Consider the following 16134-nt stretch of genomic DNA (forward strand, 5'->3'; position numbering starts at 1 on the left):
ATCAGTTCGCGCCCGCGCCGGAGTAGAACATCTTGCGGCGCTCCTCGATCACCACCAGCCAGTTCATCATCGTCACCGGCGGAAGCTCCGCCGGGTGCGTGATGGGGCGGAGATTGACATCGATGTTCGCGGCCGCCGCGTTGGCTTCGCTGGCCATCTTGAAGTCGAGCAAGTGGACGGGATTGGTCCCCGAGCCATCATCGCCCTTGAGATGGCCCATCTGGCCGGCGACCTCCACCTTGAGCGGGTCGAAATCCGTGCCGTAGCGTTTTTCCGGGGCAAACAACGAGGCCGGCGGATAGAATGGCGTCGGCAGCCCGGAGCCTGCCGGCGGCGGGGTCGAAACCACGTTGAAATCGTCCCCGATGTAGAGTCGCAGGTTGGTGACCAGCGAGAAGCCCTTGGTGAAGGGGGTGAGATCGTCGCATTCGGTCATCAGCACCCCGTAGTCGTTGTTCGTGCAGGGAATGCTCGGCTTGTAGGCCGGCATGTTGATGCCCGTCGTGGTGTAGTCCACATTGATGGCCAGCGAGTGGTTCACGTCCAGGCCATCCGCCCCGAGGGACGTGAGGAACGCCTTGAATCGCTCGGGATAAACCGCGATACACGGTTTCGTGCCCTGCAGCATCTTCACTTCGAAGGGATAGGTCGGCCGGAAGTAGCCGTACTTCAGGGTTCCCACGACCGGGTCGGTGAAGGTCGCGTTGTTGAACGTGATGTTTCCGGTAACGCCGGTCTTGTAGACATAGGAACTGTTGGTGCCATAGGCGACGTCCACCAACTGGGTGCCGAAATTGTAGGTCTGCCCCTCGTCGGCGACCTTGATGTAACCCGTTGGCAGACCGGGTGCAGGCCCTGCGGTGAGCGGAACGTTGAGCGTCACGCGGGCTCCGGCCTTCATGTACTCGAAGCGCAACTCCGTGGGCGTGCGGTTGGTGGAGCTCACCACCGACTTGATGTCGAGGCGCATCGCGCATTGCAGCGCACCGACCGAGTAGTTGTTCCAGGTGGTCGGGGAGAGAACACTGGTTTCATTGGTGTGGGCAAAGCGGTCGAAGTAGTCCGCCCCACGGTTGATCGAAACGAAGGCGGCCCGGCCGGATTCCGACGCCAGCGCCACCGGCATGTAGGCTCCGGTGGTCACTTCATACTTCTCGCGGACGCCCGGCGTCAGCGGGTTGCCGTCGATCGCATTTGCTCCCACGGTCACGTCGCTGCCCAGCGCCAGCCCGCGGCGTGCCATGAGCCGGTCCACGTGCATGCCGCTATCCACCTGGGCACGCGTCGCATAGATCCCGCCCTGGATGTTGGCGTGCTGCCAAGGCGTGCCGTCGGCGTGGGTGCCGATCTTAGTGAAGGCCTCGGCGGAAATGGCCAGCTGCGAGGGAATTTCGTAAATTGACAGGATGAAGTCCCGCTCGCCGACCTGGCTGTCGCCCCGGGCGTAGCTCTTGAGCAAGCCCCCGTGCTCGCCGAGGTGCATGCTGAAGGCCCACCAGTTCCGCTTCGCCACGAAAAGTTGGCCCGGCGAGCAGTAGCCGAAGCGGATCTCCGGATAGGGCACCCTGTTGTAGAGCGGATAGGTGGACACAGGGAGCGGCAGGCTGCTCTGTGCCAAGGTCCGGTACTCCTTGGTGGTGCTGATGATCGGATAGACCGGATCGCGACTGGTGACGTTGCTGTTCGACGTCTCCAAAGGGGCCGGGAAACCGGTCCCAAGGGATCGCCCGATGCCAGCGGAAACGAAGCCGGTCTCAGGGTCGATCGCGTCAAAGACTTGCTCGATGTTCGAGGCCTTGACCACGTTGCCATTGGCATCCTTCAGGTCGTCGGTCTGAACGGCCACGTCGCCGGAATTGGCCACGACCGCCTTGGAGCCACCGATCTGGGTGGCAAGGGCCGATGAAATCGACGACCTCGCCCCGGCTTGGTCCAGGGCATCCGAAAAGATGTTCTTCCAGCGCAGCGAATCGCGCACGGCGCCGGAGGTATTGGAACCGGACTGCATGGCCCGCATCGCCCGGTTGGGGACGATGTTCACGATTCCCCGCAGAATGGCGTCTTCCTTCTCCTGGTAGTCCACCCGGAGTTGAGTCTCCTTCTGGATGGTCTGCGAGGCCCCGGCGTACTTGTAGGCGCTCAGGGTCATCACGGTCAGCATCGAGCCCACCGACAGGACCATGATGTAGGAGATATATCCCCGGCTGGCGGGACGGGATGGAAATTGCGATTTCATAGCTGCATTGCTCCTGAGTAGATCACTTCTTCACCGTTGGGACCGCTCACGCGAACCCGCAGGATCCCCTGCTCGATCGAAAAGCGGACATTGGTCGGCCTCTTGGAAAGGGACCATGACGGACTGCCCAGCACGCCCGATGTATTCACCATGCGGTAGTAGAGCCCGCTACCCGTTCCCGGGTTCTCAAAGGAAAGCACCGAGGCGCGGAAGGTGCCGTTCGGCTCCTTGAAACGGAGCATGATGACAGGAGCGTTCTCCATCACCTGCGCCCGTCCGGCCACGAGATCCTCGACGCTCGCGTAAAGCCGGTAGCTGTCGGCGTTCCCGACGACCTTGACGAGGTAGTTGTTCAGCATCGGAGCCTCCGTCACCAGGAAGCTCTGGGCGCGGAAGATCCTGAGAAACGCCAGTTGCTGGTTCACCAGCGACATCACCAGCGCCGAGATGACGATCCCGACGCTCATGGCCAGCGTCAGCTCAATCAAGGTGTACCCGCGACCGCGGGATTTCCGGATCGTGGTTTTCATTGCGAGCGAATGACGGTGCGGGATTTGAGATAGGTGCGTCCGCCCAGTTCGTAGCGGATGATGCTCTGGAAGCGCCAAACCTCCATGCCGGAAGGATTCGTCACCGTGGTGCCGGAGCCACCCTTGGCAGGCAGGTTGTTAGAGTCAGGGAAGCGCGTCCGGCTGACCGTGCCCGTGATCGGTTGACCTCCCGGCAGTCTGCCCAGCACCACCGAACTCGCCGCGACGCTCGGCTGCGCCGGCCACAGCGACTGTGAGCCGGTCAACTCGGCGAAGGGCAAGCGCTGCGCCGACGCCTTCTCGAAGGTCAGGTAGGCATCCGTGATCGACTGTTGCAGGGTCCATTGACGCGGTGCCGTCACATTGAGCGACAGCTTCAGCAACGTCAGCCCGAGTATCCCCAGCAGGGTCATCGAAATCGCCGCCTCCACCAGCATGGATCCACTCTTCAAGCCTGCGGGCTTGCGACGACGCCGGAAAAAAGGGAAACCGCGGGCATGCGAGCATTCGTCCGTTGCCTTGTGATCGCCGTGCTCGGGTGGGCCCGCTTGCACGCCCAAGCGGTGCTTGAGCCGCCATTTGGCCTGCGCTGGGGAGATACTCCGGAAAAATTGATTGATTGGGCTTCCCGACATTCCCTGGACGTTAACATTTCGCTTCCCGGAGATCAACCCGCGCTTCGGGTCGTGCGAATTTCCCCGCGCCAAGGCAATCTTCCGGGAGCGGCAGCCCAAGCCCTCGAGGGGCGTTTCCACGGTGGCCGGCTGTTTGAGGTCACCGTCCACTACCGCGATCCGGCGGCGAATGCGGATGAGATGGAGACCCGTTTCAACAAGCTGAAGAAGGAGCTTACCGGGGAATACGGAGCGCTCTCGGCCAACCGGCAGGACCGCACCATCAAGGACCAGTTCGCCACCCGCACGCTCTCCTTCCACCGTGAACCGGTGAAAGGCCTGTTCCTGCTGCTGGCCTACACCGAGATCGAGGATCAACTCAGGAAGACCCGCGAGGCGACGTTCTCCCTCCTCTACCGGAACGACAATCTCAGGCAGGATCTCGAAAAGCTCGCCGCTCCCGCCGGGCAGAATACCGGCGGGAACGGGAAGTGAAGGAAGAAGCGGAAGGGCCATGGCGACTATGGACTTTGCCCGCGGGGCGGAGTTGAAAGCTTCAGTCGATCGTAGTGACCGAGCCGTTCATCTGGATGATCCGGTCAAGCGTGAAGGTCACGTGAGCGAGACGGTCCAAGCCGAAGGGCGTCTTGGTGACGATCTCCATGGTCCATTGACCGTCTGCCTCGAACACATCGTCGTAGTCCGACACCGCGAGGATTCGGCTTTGCGGCACGGTGTCGTTGATCACGATCGAGGAGCCGGGAACGATCTTACCCGTGGTGCCGAGCTGCGGCGCTCCCTTGTAGACCTGGGCGTAGGTATGGCTGTCCGGATACAGGTCGTTGAGCGTGATGGTCAACGCGGGGACCTTGAAGCGAATGAGCTGGTTGTTGGTGATCCCCGCCAGACCACCGTCGGCCACCGGCCAGATCTGGATCAACTGTGCTCCGAGCTGGGCCGCCGGTGCGGAGTAGGTCAGGCCGCTTTCGGAGTCGACCCGGTTGTCGGGCAGCGAGAAGACCGAGAAACGTTCCTCGCCCCGCACTTTCGCACGGTTGGCTCCGGGCACCGAATTGATCGCGAAGGTCAGGGTATTGGAGCCGTTCGCCTCGATGTAGTTCTGGGACAGCATCGTTGCCAAGGAACGGTCGATTCCCATCCCCGTGCCGGCAGCACCGTAAGACTGCACGTGACGTAGGAAGTTGACCTTCTTCGAGGCATCCGGATCAGCGACTCCGCTCAGCAACCCCGAGACGGTCACATCCACGAAGAACGGACGGTCGGCGCGAGTACGGGGAACGGTGTCGTAGGGATCTTCCGAACGGATCACCACGCCGCCAATCGGCACGTAGGATCCCACATAGCGGGAATCCAGCATGTGCGCGGCCGCCGTGACCGTATTGACCGACCAGAGCTCGAATCGTGCACCGCCCGGATTGATCGCGAGCGCCGACTGGGTTTCACCGAGGGCAGCCACGGTCATGTCCCATTCAACTCCGGACGGGAGCTGCTTCTGGCGGATGAAGTTGGTGTAACCGCCGTTCGTCTGTGCCTGCGACCAGGTGATGGACGCCAGGAAGGAAGCGAGGAGGATTCCGAGGGATTTCATGGCTTCTTGAGATTCGCGGTTTCGACGGGAGCTTTGAGGGGCAGCACGGAGATCGGGCCGCCTTGAAAGGTGGCGACCACGACGTTCCTGCTCTTTTGAATTCGGGTGACGAGTTCTTCGGCGAGGGGCTGGTTCCCCTCGGCCTGCGCACGGCTGACTTCGACGGTGGTGATCCATCCTCGGTTGGAAGGGTAGAATTCCGCCCAGGTCTGGACTCTGGATCCTGGCAGCAGCTTGATGCGGTCCGCCATCGCCGCGGGGATGTGCAGGATCGCGCGCTTGGGGACGATCGTCGCATATCCTGAGAAGGACATGAAGTCGGACCGGCTGACCAGGTTCTCCGGCTCTGCCTTGGTTGGGTCTTCCCCTTCAACCGGCTTGAAGTCCGACAACGGGCCCTTGTTGTTAGCCACGCGAAGCTTTTGCGAAAGCTCATCGTGGGTGGCGACATCGCGCATGGCGGCTTCCTCGGCCATCGCCGGACTGGCGACGAGCAAGCAAGCGGCTGCGCGGACAATGATGAAAGTGACGACGGTTTTCATGGCATTCCGATGGTCGGGTTTCAGCGCATTTCGTCGTCGTAGCCACCCGAAGGATCCACTGCTCCGTTCGGGCCGCCACTGCCTTGGCCGGGGTTCGACGAATCCACTCCGTCGAGGTTGTTGCCATGGCCGTTGTTAGGATGCTTGCGGCTCAGGCTGACCAGCACCACTTGGTCCTGATAGTCGAAGCACGGTGAGCTGTGGCTGGTTTGAGCAAGTTCCATCACCAGCAGCACGCTCAGCGGGCCGATCTTCACCTTGAAGGAGGAGTCGACGTAGGGCTTGAGATAGCTGGCCATCGCGGCCTGTCCATTGAACTTGGTGCTGGCCGGATAGGTATCTCCGTTGACCAGTGCGACCACCTGGAGATTGCCACTCCGGGTGGTGTAGAAGGGAGACCACGCGCCATTGACGAGGAAGCGACCACCGAAGTCGACGGTCTGACCCGCGCGGACCTTCTTGATGAAGAGCTTCTGTGAGGAGTTCACATTGCTCTGCGTTCCGTAGAACAGCTGGTCGTAGAGCGATCCATTGACGCTTACCCGGAGATCGGTGGGCGGCTTGGTGGCGTTGGGATTGCGACAATCCGTCGGACCACTGCCGACGATCTGGACTGTCACGTAGCAATCGGTGGTCGGAATGATGGTTCCGGGCGGATTCACCACGGCCAGCTCTTCAGCCCCATCGCCACCGCCGTTACCGTTGCCGTTGCCATTGCCGCCGCCACCGGTCTGGCCACTGCCGACGCGGGCCGGATGCATGATCGACCAGGTGAGAGTCGGCTTGGTACCGGTCTGCACCATGGTCGGGAAGGCGGTCATCACACCGACCGGACTCAACGGGTCGGCGGTGGTGGTCTGTGCCTGGGCGGCACCGGAGACAAATGCGCACGTGGCGAGAGAAGCTGCCGCAAGGGCTGCCAGTCGGCTGGTTTTCATGGCTGGTTTGGGTGAACAATGGACAACCTCTTCCGGTCTCCTTGTTCCGCGGCCTCGGGAAAGGCGTTGGGGAGAGGGACCCGGCGAGGGTGCCGGACACGGGACGGCCACATAAATGGAGCCGGACCGTGCCCGCTCGGGACAGAGTCCCTCGCCGGGTCTCCGGGGAAGCGATCGGGAACATCGCCTCTCCGGACAGAATCAGTTTATGTAAGGGCGACGAGGTGACTCGTCTCGGGTGTGTGTCGGGTGTGGGAGAACAGCAATCGTCAGACTGCGGTCGGAAACCTTTCTCAGCGCTGCGGGAGGCCATCCTCCCAGCCGGCCCAAGGGCCGTGCGGGACATCGCGGGATTCGACGAAACGCCATTGGACGCGCTCGCCGCTTCGGAAGCCGAGGAAATCGCGGACGGCCGGGCTCAGGTCGATGCCCGCGCTTTGGTTGCGGTTGCCTCGCGGATCCTCGTTGCCAAAAACATACTGCCAGTGGTCCACCTCGAAGGGGCCCACATCTTCCCATTGGGCGTAGCAAACCTTGCCCTTGTAGTGAATGGCAAGCCAGCGGCCCTTGCAGACGGAGATGCCGTCGCCGCGATAGTCGCGCCAGAACCACGGAATGACTTCGGAGGCTTCCGGGCGATGCCCGCCACCCTTGGCGACATCATTGTAAGGCAGCGCGATATAGAAAGGATTCAGCTTGGGTACGAAGCTGGCCGGCGAATAGCCATTGCGGCGATCGGGGTCGTCGTAGCCGCCGAAGTTCTCCTGCCAGTTCATGTCCCAGGAGCTCATCGTGTTGGGAACCGGGTTGTTCTCGGTCGGCTGCTCGCCGATCCAGAACACCGTGCCAACCACATTGCCACGCCAGCCGCGGAAATTGCGGAAACCGGCATCCGGCTTTTCGATGACCAAGCGGGCCTTGTCCGGCACACTGAAGGGATTGCTCAGACCCGGCAGGGCTTCACGGCGATTTTCCAAAAGCTCGCCATGCACCGCTTCCAAGCGGTCCCTGAGAAGCGACGCGCCCTCCACCACCGGCAACAGGGCCGGCGCAAACGCAAGGAGGAGGAACAAGCGTGGCTTCATGAGTGTTTTTCCAAAAACTCTCGAACCCATCAGGGGCTCTTCGCCGCGCATTATGAATGATTAGGAAACCTGAACAAGAAATTTCTAGGGAAATTTTGAACAGATTGAAATCCAGTTTGTCTCAGGAACTTTCACCGTCGCAAATTCCGTGATCGCGTTAGATGGCTCCACTTCCAAAAGCTGAAAAATGCCCGCCATTGCTAGGCTAGCGCCGACCCCAACGTCATTCCCCCGCCCTGCTTGAGGAGCGTTGGCGGGGAAATGACGCGGAACGATCGAACTCATGGACTCCGTCAGAAAAGCAGGATGGAAGTCCCCAAACAATGAAATTTTCAGGTATTTTGAATAACTGGGAACCCAAAGATAAATCGGGGCCAAATTTCAAAAACCTCCGGATTTCACCCCGGAAAAGCGCCTCTCAAGCTCGCGCATCGAAAATTCGCTGAGCGTAGGCCGCCCGTCCGGGGCACAGTACGGGAGATCGCAGCGGAAAAGCACCTCGAGCAAGCGCAAGGCCTCCTGTGGTCGGGGCGACTCGGCCAACGCCGCCCGGCGGGCGAGCAATTTGGCGAGGTGATCGAACGCCACCCGGCTGCCGGGAAGCTGGCCGCCAGCGAGTTCGTCCATCAGGCCTGTCAAGAAGGAGCGGACGTCGGCGAGCTTGAGGAAATCCGGCAACGAACCGACCCGCAAGGTGCCGGAGCCGAAATCTTCCAGCTCGATGCCGGCCTTGGCGAATTCGTCGCGGTGGCGAATCGCCAGCTCGCACTCGCGGGGACCGGGCTCCAGCAGCACCGGCACCAGCAGCGTCTGGCTTTCCACGCCGCGGCCATCCGCATCGTGCAGCCAGCGCTCGTAGAGGATGCGTTCCCGCGCGGCACGGGGGTCGAGCAGGACCAAGCCATCCTCGGATTCCAGGAGGGCGAAGCGCTCGTGAAGCGTGCCCACGTAACGAAACGGCAGCGCTTTCTGCTCCGGCTCCGGGATGACCACGGGTGCCGGAGCGGCGATGGTTTCGAAAATCCGCTGGACCGGCAAGGTTGCAGGCCATTCGCGTGGCGCACTCCTCGCTGGAGACGGGCCCTGAGTCGGGCCGGGCGAGCTGTGGCGGACCGGCAGCTCATCCGCCGGCCGGACGGGAGGGCCCGACGCCACCTTGAACACTGGGCGCTTGGCCGCCTCGGCCTTGGCCAAACCTTCGCGGACCGCCTCGGCCAGCACGTCGCGCAACTCGTGTGGCCGGTGCAGGCGGATTTCCCGTTTCGCGGGGTGGACGTTTACATCCACCAGCGACGGCTCGATATCGATCCACATCCAAGCGGCCGGATGCAGCCCATCGGCCAAGGCACCGCGAAACCCCTCGGCCAGACCACGGGAAATCGCCGAGTCTTCCACCGGCCGCCCATTGAGGAAAACGCACTGGTGGCGGCGGCCCCGGCGCGCATGGGCGGCTGGCAGGACAAAGCCTTCCACCGACACACCGTTGCCGTGGGTGAGCGGCAGCACGATCAATTCCTTCCCCAGTTCGGTCCCGGTCATCCAGCGCACGCGATCGAGCCGCGACATGCCCCCCGGGAGGTCGAAAACCTCGCGCTCGTCCTTCCGAAACCGGAATCGCACTCCGGCGGCAGCAAGCGCATGCATCCGGAGCTGGTGCTCCACATGGGCCGACTCGGTGGTCTCCGCTCTGAGGAATTTCCGCCGGGCCGGCACGTTGAAAAAGAGATCCTTCACCTCGACGGTGGTCCCGGGGGCGCAGCCCGCTTCCCGGACGTCGCGCATTACTCCCCCTTCGACGGCGATCTCCGTCCCCGCCACCGCCTGGGGTTCGCGGGTGATCAGCCGGAACCGGGACACGCTGGCAATGCTGGGCACTGCCTCACCGCGAAAACCGAGCGTGCGAATGGATGCGAGCCCCGCAGAATCGACAAGCTTGCTGGTCGCGTGGCGCTCCAGGCTGAGGAGGGCGTCATCGCGCGACATGCCCGAGCCATCGTCGATCACCCGCAGCAGCGCGGCCCCGCCACGGCGGATTTCCACCAGGATCTCCCCCGCCCCGGCGTCCAGGCTGTTCTCGACCAATTCCTTGATCGCACTGGCCGGCCGCTCGACCACCTCCCCCGCCGCCACTTGGCTGGCGAGGATCTCAGGCAGGATGCGGATGCGAGGCACGGGGCAAGGGTGGGGTCCCGCGGAAAAAGTTCCAGTCTTGTGTCTTGCGTCTTCAACACTTGCGTCTTGTCTTTCCTGCAGATGATCACGGTGACCGACAAGGCAGCGGGCGAGTTGCGGGCATTGCTGGAACGCAAGGGCGCAACGCCGGAAACCGGGCTGCGCCTCGCGGTCCGCAAGGGCGGCTGCGCGGGCTGGCAGTATGTCATGGAGATCGCCCCGGCTGAGGACGGCGACACCATCGTGGAGGTTCCCGGTGCGCGGGTGATCGTAGCCGCCGACAGCGCCGGCAAGCTGGATGGCTGCCGGATCGACTACTGCGACGATCTCAACGACGCCGGCTTCCGCATCGATAATCCGAATGCCGCCCGCTCGTGCGGCTGCGGCACCTCGTTCGAGACTGCCAACGAGCCGACGCCCGAGCCGGAGGAGTGCCGCTGATGCCGCGCGACAAGCAGCCGCCGCCGAAGAAAAAGCGCCCCCCGGCCTATTACTGGTGGGCCTTGGCGAACGTGGTGGCGCTGTGCCTGGCAGTGGTGAGCTGGCTGGCGTGCTTGCATGTCTTCCAGCACCCGGAAATCCCGCGGAACTACGGGTGGCTGAAGAAGCTCAAGCGCGTCGAGCCGCCGACTGACATCAAGCCGATGGAGGCCCCGCCGGGCGAATCCGCCGACCCGCGAGCCTTCTACCGCCGCTATGTCGGACTCACCGACGACGAACTCAGCACCTTCAACGCGGCGCTGATGCGGAACTACCTCCTCAATCTCAAGGAGCCCAAGCTGATCCAATACGCCGAGGGGGACTATCAGGTGCAGCAAGTCCGCAAGCTCGGCCCGGGCGATCTGTTCCACCCCGGCTTCGCCGTGCGGGCACAGGCGATGGTCGCGCCGGACGAATTCACCCAGCCCGCGCCGTGGCCGGTCGTGCTGGAATACCTCTTCCCGACCGACAACGAGCAGGCGGCCGACTGGATCTTGCCGGGAGGCCAGTTGACCGTCTCCAAGTTCCCGAACTGCGCCATGCTCCTGCACGCCGCAAAGATCGTGGGCGAAGACACGCCAGTCATGGTCCTGACCGTGGTGCCAATCGCGTTCGGCGATTTCCAAGCAGGCAAGGACCAGAAGTTCACGCTCAAGGCCCCGACGGAATTGAATCCGGCGGGGGAGCTGCCGGTGTTCAAGGTGGAAAAGGAAGAGTAGTTGGGAAGGTCCCCTTCCAAACGTTGGAATCGTTGTCGCTCACCATAAGTCACATCGAGATTCGCTGGGGCTCAACCATCTTCATTTTTCCAGAATTTACCATCAATCTCAAGTTTGACCTGTTTGGCATCTGGTTGATACAGCATCACCGTACCCACCAGAGGCGTCATGATTGCGGTGTCATAGCTGGGGGATCCGCTGAAATACGGCATCGCTTCCTTCGCAAAGGAAACAATGACGACGTCGCCCTCCACACGCACCCCGCGATAGTAATAGATCAGGTCCTTCCGATCTTTCCTACCTCCGATGTAGGCCTGTTCGGCACCCTTGTCGGCAGCTTGATCTGCAAGCGAAAATAGCGCGGGTAAAATCGCGTCCAAACTCGCGAAATTCCCGGGAATCGTTGTTTCAACCCGGGCTCCCGCCCGGGTGAGAATCACTCGGCTATCACCTCTGGCTTGCGCGCCGGTGAATATCAAAGAAATCAAAAGGAGGGCCAGCATCCTCGCCTCATGGCCCTTAAGCACCAAAGTGAATTTCATCTTATTTGACTATCGGGACTGTTCCGCGCTCATTTCTCAAACTGGATCTCAAAAACGCCGAGCCTCTGAAAGTGGCGGGGGTCATTTCCCAATTCCACACTCCCTTGATGATAGGCAATCGGGCTCGCGCCTGACAGCGAAATATATCCATCTTTAGTTATTCCATCGAGATGAACAGCCAACCCCTTGGGCAACTCAGGGGTTTTGAGTTCATAGGCAATATCGAGATTACTTACATTAAACAAATAGATTCTAGCACCATGAGGAGCGGGAATGGTCATCTCCCGTTGCACACCTTCATACGGGTTAGGGTAGCCCCTGTAATTGATTTCTTGAACACCGATAATCCACTCATCACCCAACCACCTCCAATGAATATCATCCGCACTGTAATCAGTGCTTTTCGGATCGCCCGTCGGATCAACATTGATATGCCTTGGAAGTCTCCGGACCAGTTTCCCATCTGCCGAAAACAAATCATACCAAACTGAACTTGTAGTTAAATTCATTGTTCGCTTGCCATTCCAGAACTTTCCATCCCGGCCACTTACATCATCCACCCCTTCGAAAACAATATTCCCCTTGGGAGTGAGATTGAGGATTCTGGTAGGGGTTGCATTTCTACTCGTCAATAACCCACCATCAGCCCCCTTCTTCCCCTTGGCCGGAACGAGGCCAGCAGGTGAGCCGGCATCATCCTCCAGGCTGCTTGCGGGAGTCACTTTCTCCGGTGAACCGGCGACTTCCGGCATTTCCCCGGCATTCGCCACCAGCGTCCAACTGAAGACACCCACCACCAGCCTTCGAATCTTCATGGCATGAAGGTTACATTTCCGCTCATCCGCGGAACACGCGAATTCGTACCGGTTACGACACACCATCCAACATGCCGGTCCGGTCCTGGTGTCGTCTCCTGCGACCTGGGGTCTTCCACGGACTCTTGGTCCATGGCCCTGGCGCATGCGTTCGGCGGTAAGATGCCGCAGCCGCGGCTCACTTCCTCTTCACCAGCAGCGAGCTGCCGGTCATTTCCTTCGGTTGGGGAAGGCCCAGCATGTCGAGCAGCGTCGGTGCGACGTCCGCCAGGATGCCGTCCTTCACTTCGTACTTCGCAGCATCGGCGGCGACGTAAATGAGATGCACGAGGTTGGTCGTGTGCGCGGTGTTCGGTGAGCCATCCGCGTTGATCATGAACTCGCAGTTCCCGTGGTCGGCGGTGAGCAGCAGCTTGCCGCCGAGCTTGAGCGTCTCCTCGACGATCGCCTTTACGTCGGCGTCGATGATTTCGCAGGCCTTGATCGCGGCCTCGACCACGCCGGTATGACCGACCATGTCGGGATTGGCAAAGTTGAGGATGACCAGATCGTAGTTCTTGAGCTGCTCGAGCACCGTGGCAGTGACCTTGCTCGCGCTCATCTCCGGCTTGAGGTCGTAGGTGGCCACGTCCTTCGGCGAAGGAATGATGTAGCGGTCCTCGTCCTTGTTCGGCTTCTCGATGCCGCCGTTAAAGAAGTAGGTCACGTGCGGATACTTCTCCGTCTCGGCGATCCGCATCTGGTTCTTCTTCGCCTTCGCGACGGTCTCGCCGAGGCCCATCTTGAGCTTGTCCGGGCCGAAGATGACGTCGCACTTATAGTTCGCGTCGTACTGGGTCAGGGTCACGTAGTGGACCTTCGGGCGACGGCCGGCCTTGAAGGGCTTGAAGGTGCCCTCGGTGAGGAAGGCATCGGAAAGCTGGCGCACCCGGTCAGCGCGGAAATTGAAGAACAGGACGACATCCCCGTCCCGGATGAGCTTCTTGCCCGGCGTGACGAAGACCATCGGCAACAGGAACTCGTCGGTCTTCTCGTCGCCGTATGCCTCGGCTATCGCCTCGGAGGCGAGCACGTCCTTGGCCTCGCCGATGCCGTGGACAATCGCGTCCCATGCCAGCTTGGTGCGCTCCCAGCGCTTGTCGCGATCCATCGCGTAGTAGCGGCCGGTCACGGTGGCGATCCGGGCACCGTACTTCGCGATCTCGTCCTCGACCTTGGAAACGTAGCCGGCACCTCCGGTGGGAGAAGTGTCGCGGCCGTCGGTGATCGCATGGACCATGATGTCATCGACGCCGGCTTCCTTGGCCATCGCGACCATCGCGCAAAGATGATCCTGGTGGGAATGGACACCGCCGTCGGAAAGCAGGCCGAGGAAATGCAGGCGCTTCCCTTTCGCCGCTGCGAGCGCCTTCTTGAAGGTCTTGTTCTTGGCCAGCGTGCCTTCCTCGATCGCCTTGTTGATACGGGTCAGATCCTGATAAACGACTCGTCCGGCGCCAAGGTTGAGGTGGCCGACTTCCGAATTGCCCATTTGGCCGTCAGGCAGGCCCACATCGAGGCCGGAGGCGCTGAGGAAGCCCTTGGGATACTCTTCCAGGATCACGTCGTGGAACGGGGTCTTGGCGAGCAGCGTCGCGTTGCCGTCTTTTTTCGCCGTCTTCTTCCCCCCGGGGTTCACACCCCAGCCGTCGCGAATGATGAGCACCACCGGTTTCTTGGCCATGACGGGCCGCGTTTAACGGCCTGACGGCCCAGCGTCCAGCGGGGATTCCGCACGCCTCCGTCGGAATCCGGAAACGGCGCCCGGCTCGCGCGGCCCGTAGGGAAATCAAGCCATTTCTGCGTTCCCGCCCGGGGTCTTTTCGCTGGCCACGGGGCAGGCGGAGTGATTGGAAATGCGGCGCGGGCGATCCGCGCCGCAACGATGAACAGTCCTTCCGACGGCCACGCCGTCCGCCAGCCCACGCTCCCCGCTGCCACGCTTGCGGCCCTTGGCATTGTTTTCGGCGACATTGGCACCAGCCCGCTCTACGCCTTCCGCGAGTGCTTTGCTCCCCACGGCATCGATCCGACGCCGATGACCGCGACCAATCTGGTCGGCGCCGCCTCGCTGATCGTCTGGGCGCTGATTCTGGTGGTGTCGATCAAGTATGTGCTGATCATCCTCAAGCTCGATAACCGCGGCGAGGGCGGGATCCTGGCATTGTCCGCCCTGATCCGCTCGGCCGCACGTCGGCTAGGAGGAAAGGACCGGAAGTCGGTCCTCCTACTCGGCCTGGCGGGCTCGTCGCTGATTTACGCGGACGGGATGATCACCCCTTCGATTTCGGTGCTCAGCGCCGTGGAAGGCCTTTCCGTCAGTGCGCCGCTGCTTGCGCACTACGTGGTTCCGCTCGCGGTCGGGATTCTGATCGCGATGTTCGCCATCCAGCGTCATGGCACGGGCAAGGTCGGCATTCTGTTCGGTCCCATCGTTCTCACCTGGTTCGTCACCCTCGGGGTCCTTGGACTTCGCGGAATCATCCAGCATCCGGAAGTCCTCGGAGCCCTGAGCCCGGCGGCGGGCATCATGTTCCTCGTTCACGAGTGGCACCACGCCTTCCCGTTGCTCGCAGCCGTCTTCCTCGCCGTCACCGGTGGGGAGGCGCTTTACGCCGACCTCGGGCATTTCGGAACCCGCCCGATCCGCTTCGGCTGGTTCTGCGTGGTATTTCCCGGTCTGGTGCTGAACTACCTCGGCCAAGCCGCGCTGCTCAGCTATGAGCCGGAAGCGATCCGCGCTCCGTTCTTCCTGTTGGCCCCGGAATATTTCCGCCTGCCGCTGACCATCCTCGCCACCGCCGCCGCCGCGATCGCCAGCCAGGCGCTTATCTCCGGTGCCTTCTCGCTGACCACCCAGGCGGTGCAACTCGGCTGCCTGCCGCGCGTCCGCATCCGCTACACCTCGGAGCATTCGATCGGCCAGGTTTACGTGCCGGCCGTCAATCGCTTCCTGCTGCTCGCCTGCATCGTGCTGGTGATCACTTTCAAAAGCTCCACCGCCCTCGCCGGGGCTTATGGCATCGCCATCATCCTGACGATGACGATCACCTCGTTCCTCTTCTACTCGGCCGCCCGCGCCGCGTGGGGATGGTCCATCTTAAAGGCTGGTTTGGTGACCTCGCTGTTCCTCTTGGTCGAGCTGCCCTTTCTGGCGGCAAACTCACTCAAGATCCTTCACGGGGGCTGGTTGCCGCTGATCGTGGCCGGAACCGCCATGGGACTCATGATGACCTGGCTGTGGGGGCGGGCCCGGCTCTACGCCCGGCTCTCTCGTGAATCACTGCCCATCGATGCGCTGCTGGCCGACCTCAAAAAGGGTCACATCCACCGCGTCTCCGGCACCGCCGTCTACATGAGCGGTCGCGGCGACACGGTGCCGACCGCCTTGCTGCACAATTTGAAACACAACCAGGTGCTGCACGAGCGTGTGGTCCTGCTGCACGTCCAGACCCTCGATCAGCCGCATGCCGGGCCGGCCGAATCGCTCGGCCATACCGACCTCGGCGAGGGCGTTCACCGCGTGAACCTGAGCTTTGGATTTGCCGACACGCCCGACGTGCCCGAGGCTCTCAAAGCCCGGTTGCCCGAGGTTGTGAAATTCCACCCTGGCAAGGCCACCTACGTGCTCGGTCGCGAGACCTACGGCGTTGGCAAGAACGCCAGCGCACTCGACCGCGTGCGACTTGCGCTATTCGCCGTGATGGCCAGGAACGCCTCGCCGGCGACGGCCTATTTCCGCCTGCCGCCTGGCCGGGTGGTCGAGCTCGGCGCGCAGATCACCCTTTGATTTTTCGGCGCGAAGAAGCGTCC

Annotated in this window: 15 protein-coding genes; 4 read left to right on the forward strand and 11 right to left on the reverse strand. The window is 62.0% G+C overall.

Going from position 1 to position 16134, the window contains the following annotated elements; translation table 11 throughout:
* Position 1: 1 nt before the first annotated feature.
* From OKA05_RS03640 to OKA05_RS03650, 3 genes are read right to left on the reverse strand one after another with little or no spacing between them, the layout of a single operon-like run.
* Positions 2 to 2236 carry a hypothetical protein gene (locus tag OKA05_RS03640; RefSeq protein ID WP_264485739.1) on the reverse strand — a complete coding sequence of 745 codons (2235 nt, stop codon included), beginning with the start codon at positions 2234 to 2236 and terminating at the stop codon, positions 2 to 4.
* On the reverse strand, positions 2233 to 2766 hold the full coding sequence (locus OKA05_RS03645) for a type II secretion system protein (RefSeq protein ID WP_264485740.1): 534 nt from the start codon (positions 2764 to 2766) through the stop codon (positions 2233 to 2235). The genes OKA05_RS03640 and OKA05_RS03645 overlap by 4 nt, the downstream gene beginning before the upstream one ends.
* Complete coding sequence (locus OKA05_RS03650) at positions 2763 to 3218, reverse strand: hypothetical protein (protein WP_264485741.1); 456 nt, start codon at positions 3216 to 3218, stop codon at positions 2763 to 2765. The genes OKA05_RS03645 and OKA05_RS03650 overlap by 4 nt, the downstream gene beginning before the upstream one ends.
* A 234-nt stretch (positions 3219 to 3452) precedes the next feature.
* On the opposite strand from OKA05_RS03650, the gene OKA05_RS03655 reads away from it, so the two are divergent.
* On the forward strand, positions 3453 to 3875 hold the full coding sequence (locus OKA05_RS03655) for a hypothetical protein (protein ID WP_264485742.1): 423 nt from the start codon (positions 3453 to 3455) through the stop codon (positions 3873 to 3875).
* Positions 3876 to 3936: 61 nt separating this feature from the next.
* Here the strand turns inward: OKA05_RS03655 and OKA05_RS03660 are convergent, their stop codons facing one another.
* The 5 genes from OKA05_RS03660 to mutL form a co-directional block, all read right to left on the reverse strand.
* Positions 3937 to 4989 carry a hypothetical protein gene (locus OKA05_RS03660; RefSeq protein WP_264485743.1) on the reverse strand — a complete coding sequence of 351 codons (1053 nt, stop codon included), beginning with the start codon at positions 4987 to 4989 and terminating at the stop codon, positions 3937 to 3939.
* Entirely contained in the window at positions 4986 to 5531 is a 546-nt protein-coding gene (locus tag OKA05_RS03665) for a hypothetical protein (protein WP_264485744.1), read from the reverse strand. Before OKA05_RS03665 ends, OKA05_RS03660 begins: the two co-directional genes overlap by 4 nt.
* A 20-nt stretch (positions 5532 to 5551) precedes the next feature.
* Positions 5552 to 6469 (reverse strand): hypothetical protein, encoded by a 918-nt coding sequence (locus OKA05_RS03670; protein ID WP_264485745.1) that lies wholly within the window; start codon positions 6467 to 6469, stop codon positions 5552 to 5554.
* 293 nt (positions 6470 to 6762) lie between these two features.
* Positions 6763 to 7554, reverse strand: a complete 792-nt coding sequence (locus OKA05_RS03675) for a hypothetical protein (RefSeq protein WP_264485746.1) — start codon at positions 7552 to 7554, stop codon at positions 6763 to 6765.
* 381 nt (positions 7555 to 7935) lie between these two features.
* Complete coding sequence (mutL, locus tag OKA05_RS03680) at positions 7936 to 9726, reverse strand: DNA mismatch repair endonuclease MutL (protein WP_264485747.1); 1791 nt, start codon at positions 9724 to 9726, stop codon at positions 7936 to 7938.
* 66 nt (positions 9727 to 9792) lie between these two features.
* Between mutL and OKA05_RS03685 the strand changes: the two genes are divergently transcribed.
* The gene (locus tag OKA05_RS03685) at positions 9793 to 10167 is read left to right on the forward strand and encodes a HesB/IscA family protein (protein ID WP_264485748.1); all 375 of its coding nucleotides are present in this window, start codon (positions 9793 to 9795) and stop codon (positions 10165 to 10167) included.
* Positions 10167 to 10925, forward strand: a complete 759-nt coding sequence (locus tag OKA05_RS03690; RefSeq protein ID WP_264485749.1) for a hypothetical protein — start codon at positions 10167 to 10169, stop codon at positions 10923 to 10925. The genes OKA05_RS03685 and OKA05_RS03690 overlap by 1 nt, the downstream gene beginning before the upstream one ends.
* A gap of 71 nt (positions 10926 to 10996) precedes the next feature.
* Here OKA05_RS03690 and OKA05_RS03695 read toward each other — a convergent pair whose 3' ends face one another.
* From OKA05_RS03695 to gpmI, 3 genes are all read right to left on the reverse strand, one after another.
* Positions 10997 to 11467: a hypothetical protein gene (locus tag OKA05_RS03695; RefSeq protein WP_264485750.1), complete on the reverse strand. Its 471-nt coding sequence runs from the start codon at positions 11465 to 11467 to the stop codon at positions 10997 to 10999.
* 29 nt (positions 11468 to 11496) lie between these two features.
* Positions 11497 to 12282: a hypothetical protein gene (locus OKA05_RS03700; RefSeq protein WP_264485751.1), complete on the reverse strand. Its 786-nt coding sequence runs from the start codon at positions 12280 to 12282 to the stop codon at positions 11497 to 11499.
* Between the two features lie 178 nt (positions 12283 to 12460).
* Positions 12461 to 14005: a 2,3-bisphosphoglycerate-independent phosphoglycerate mutase gene (gene gpmI / locus OKA05_RS03705; RefSeq protein ID WP_264485752.1), complete on the reverse strand. Its 1545-nt coding sequence runs from the start codon at positions 14003 to 14005 to the stop codon at positions 12461 to 12463.
* A gap of 201 nt (positions 14006 to 14206) precedes the next feature.
* On the opposite strand from gpmI, the gene OKA05_RS03710 reads away from it, so the two are divergent.
* Positions 14207 to 16111: a potassium transporter Kup gene (locus tag OKA05_RS03710; protein ID WP_264485753.1), complete on the forward strand. Its 1905-nt coding sequence runs from the start codon at positions 14207 to 14209 to the stop codon at positions 16109 to 16111.
* The last annotated feature ends 23 nt before the right edge of the window (positions 16112 to 16134 follow it).

The organism is Luteolibacter arcticus (assembly GCF_025950235.1).
Lineage (GTDB): Bacteria > Verrucomicrobiota > Verrucomicrobiia > Verrucomicrobiales > Akkermansiaceae > Haloferula > Haloferula arctica.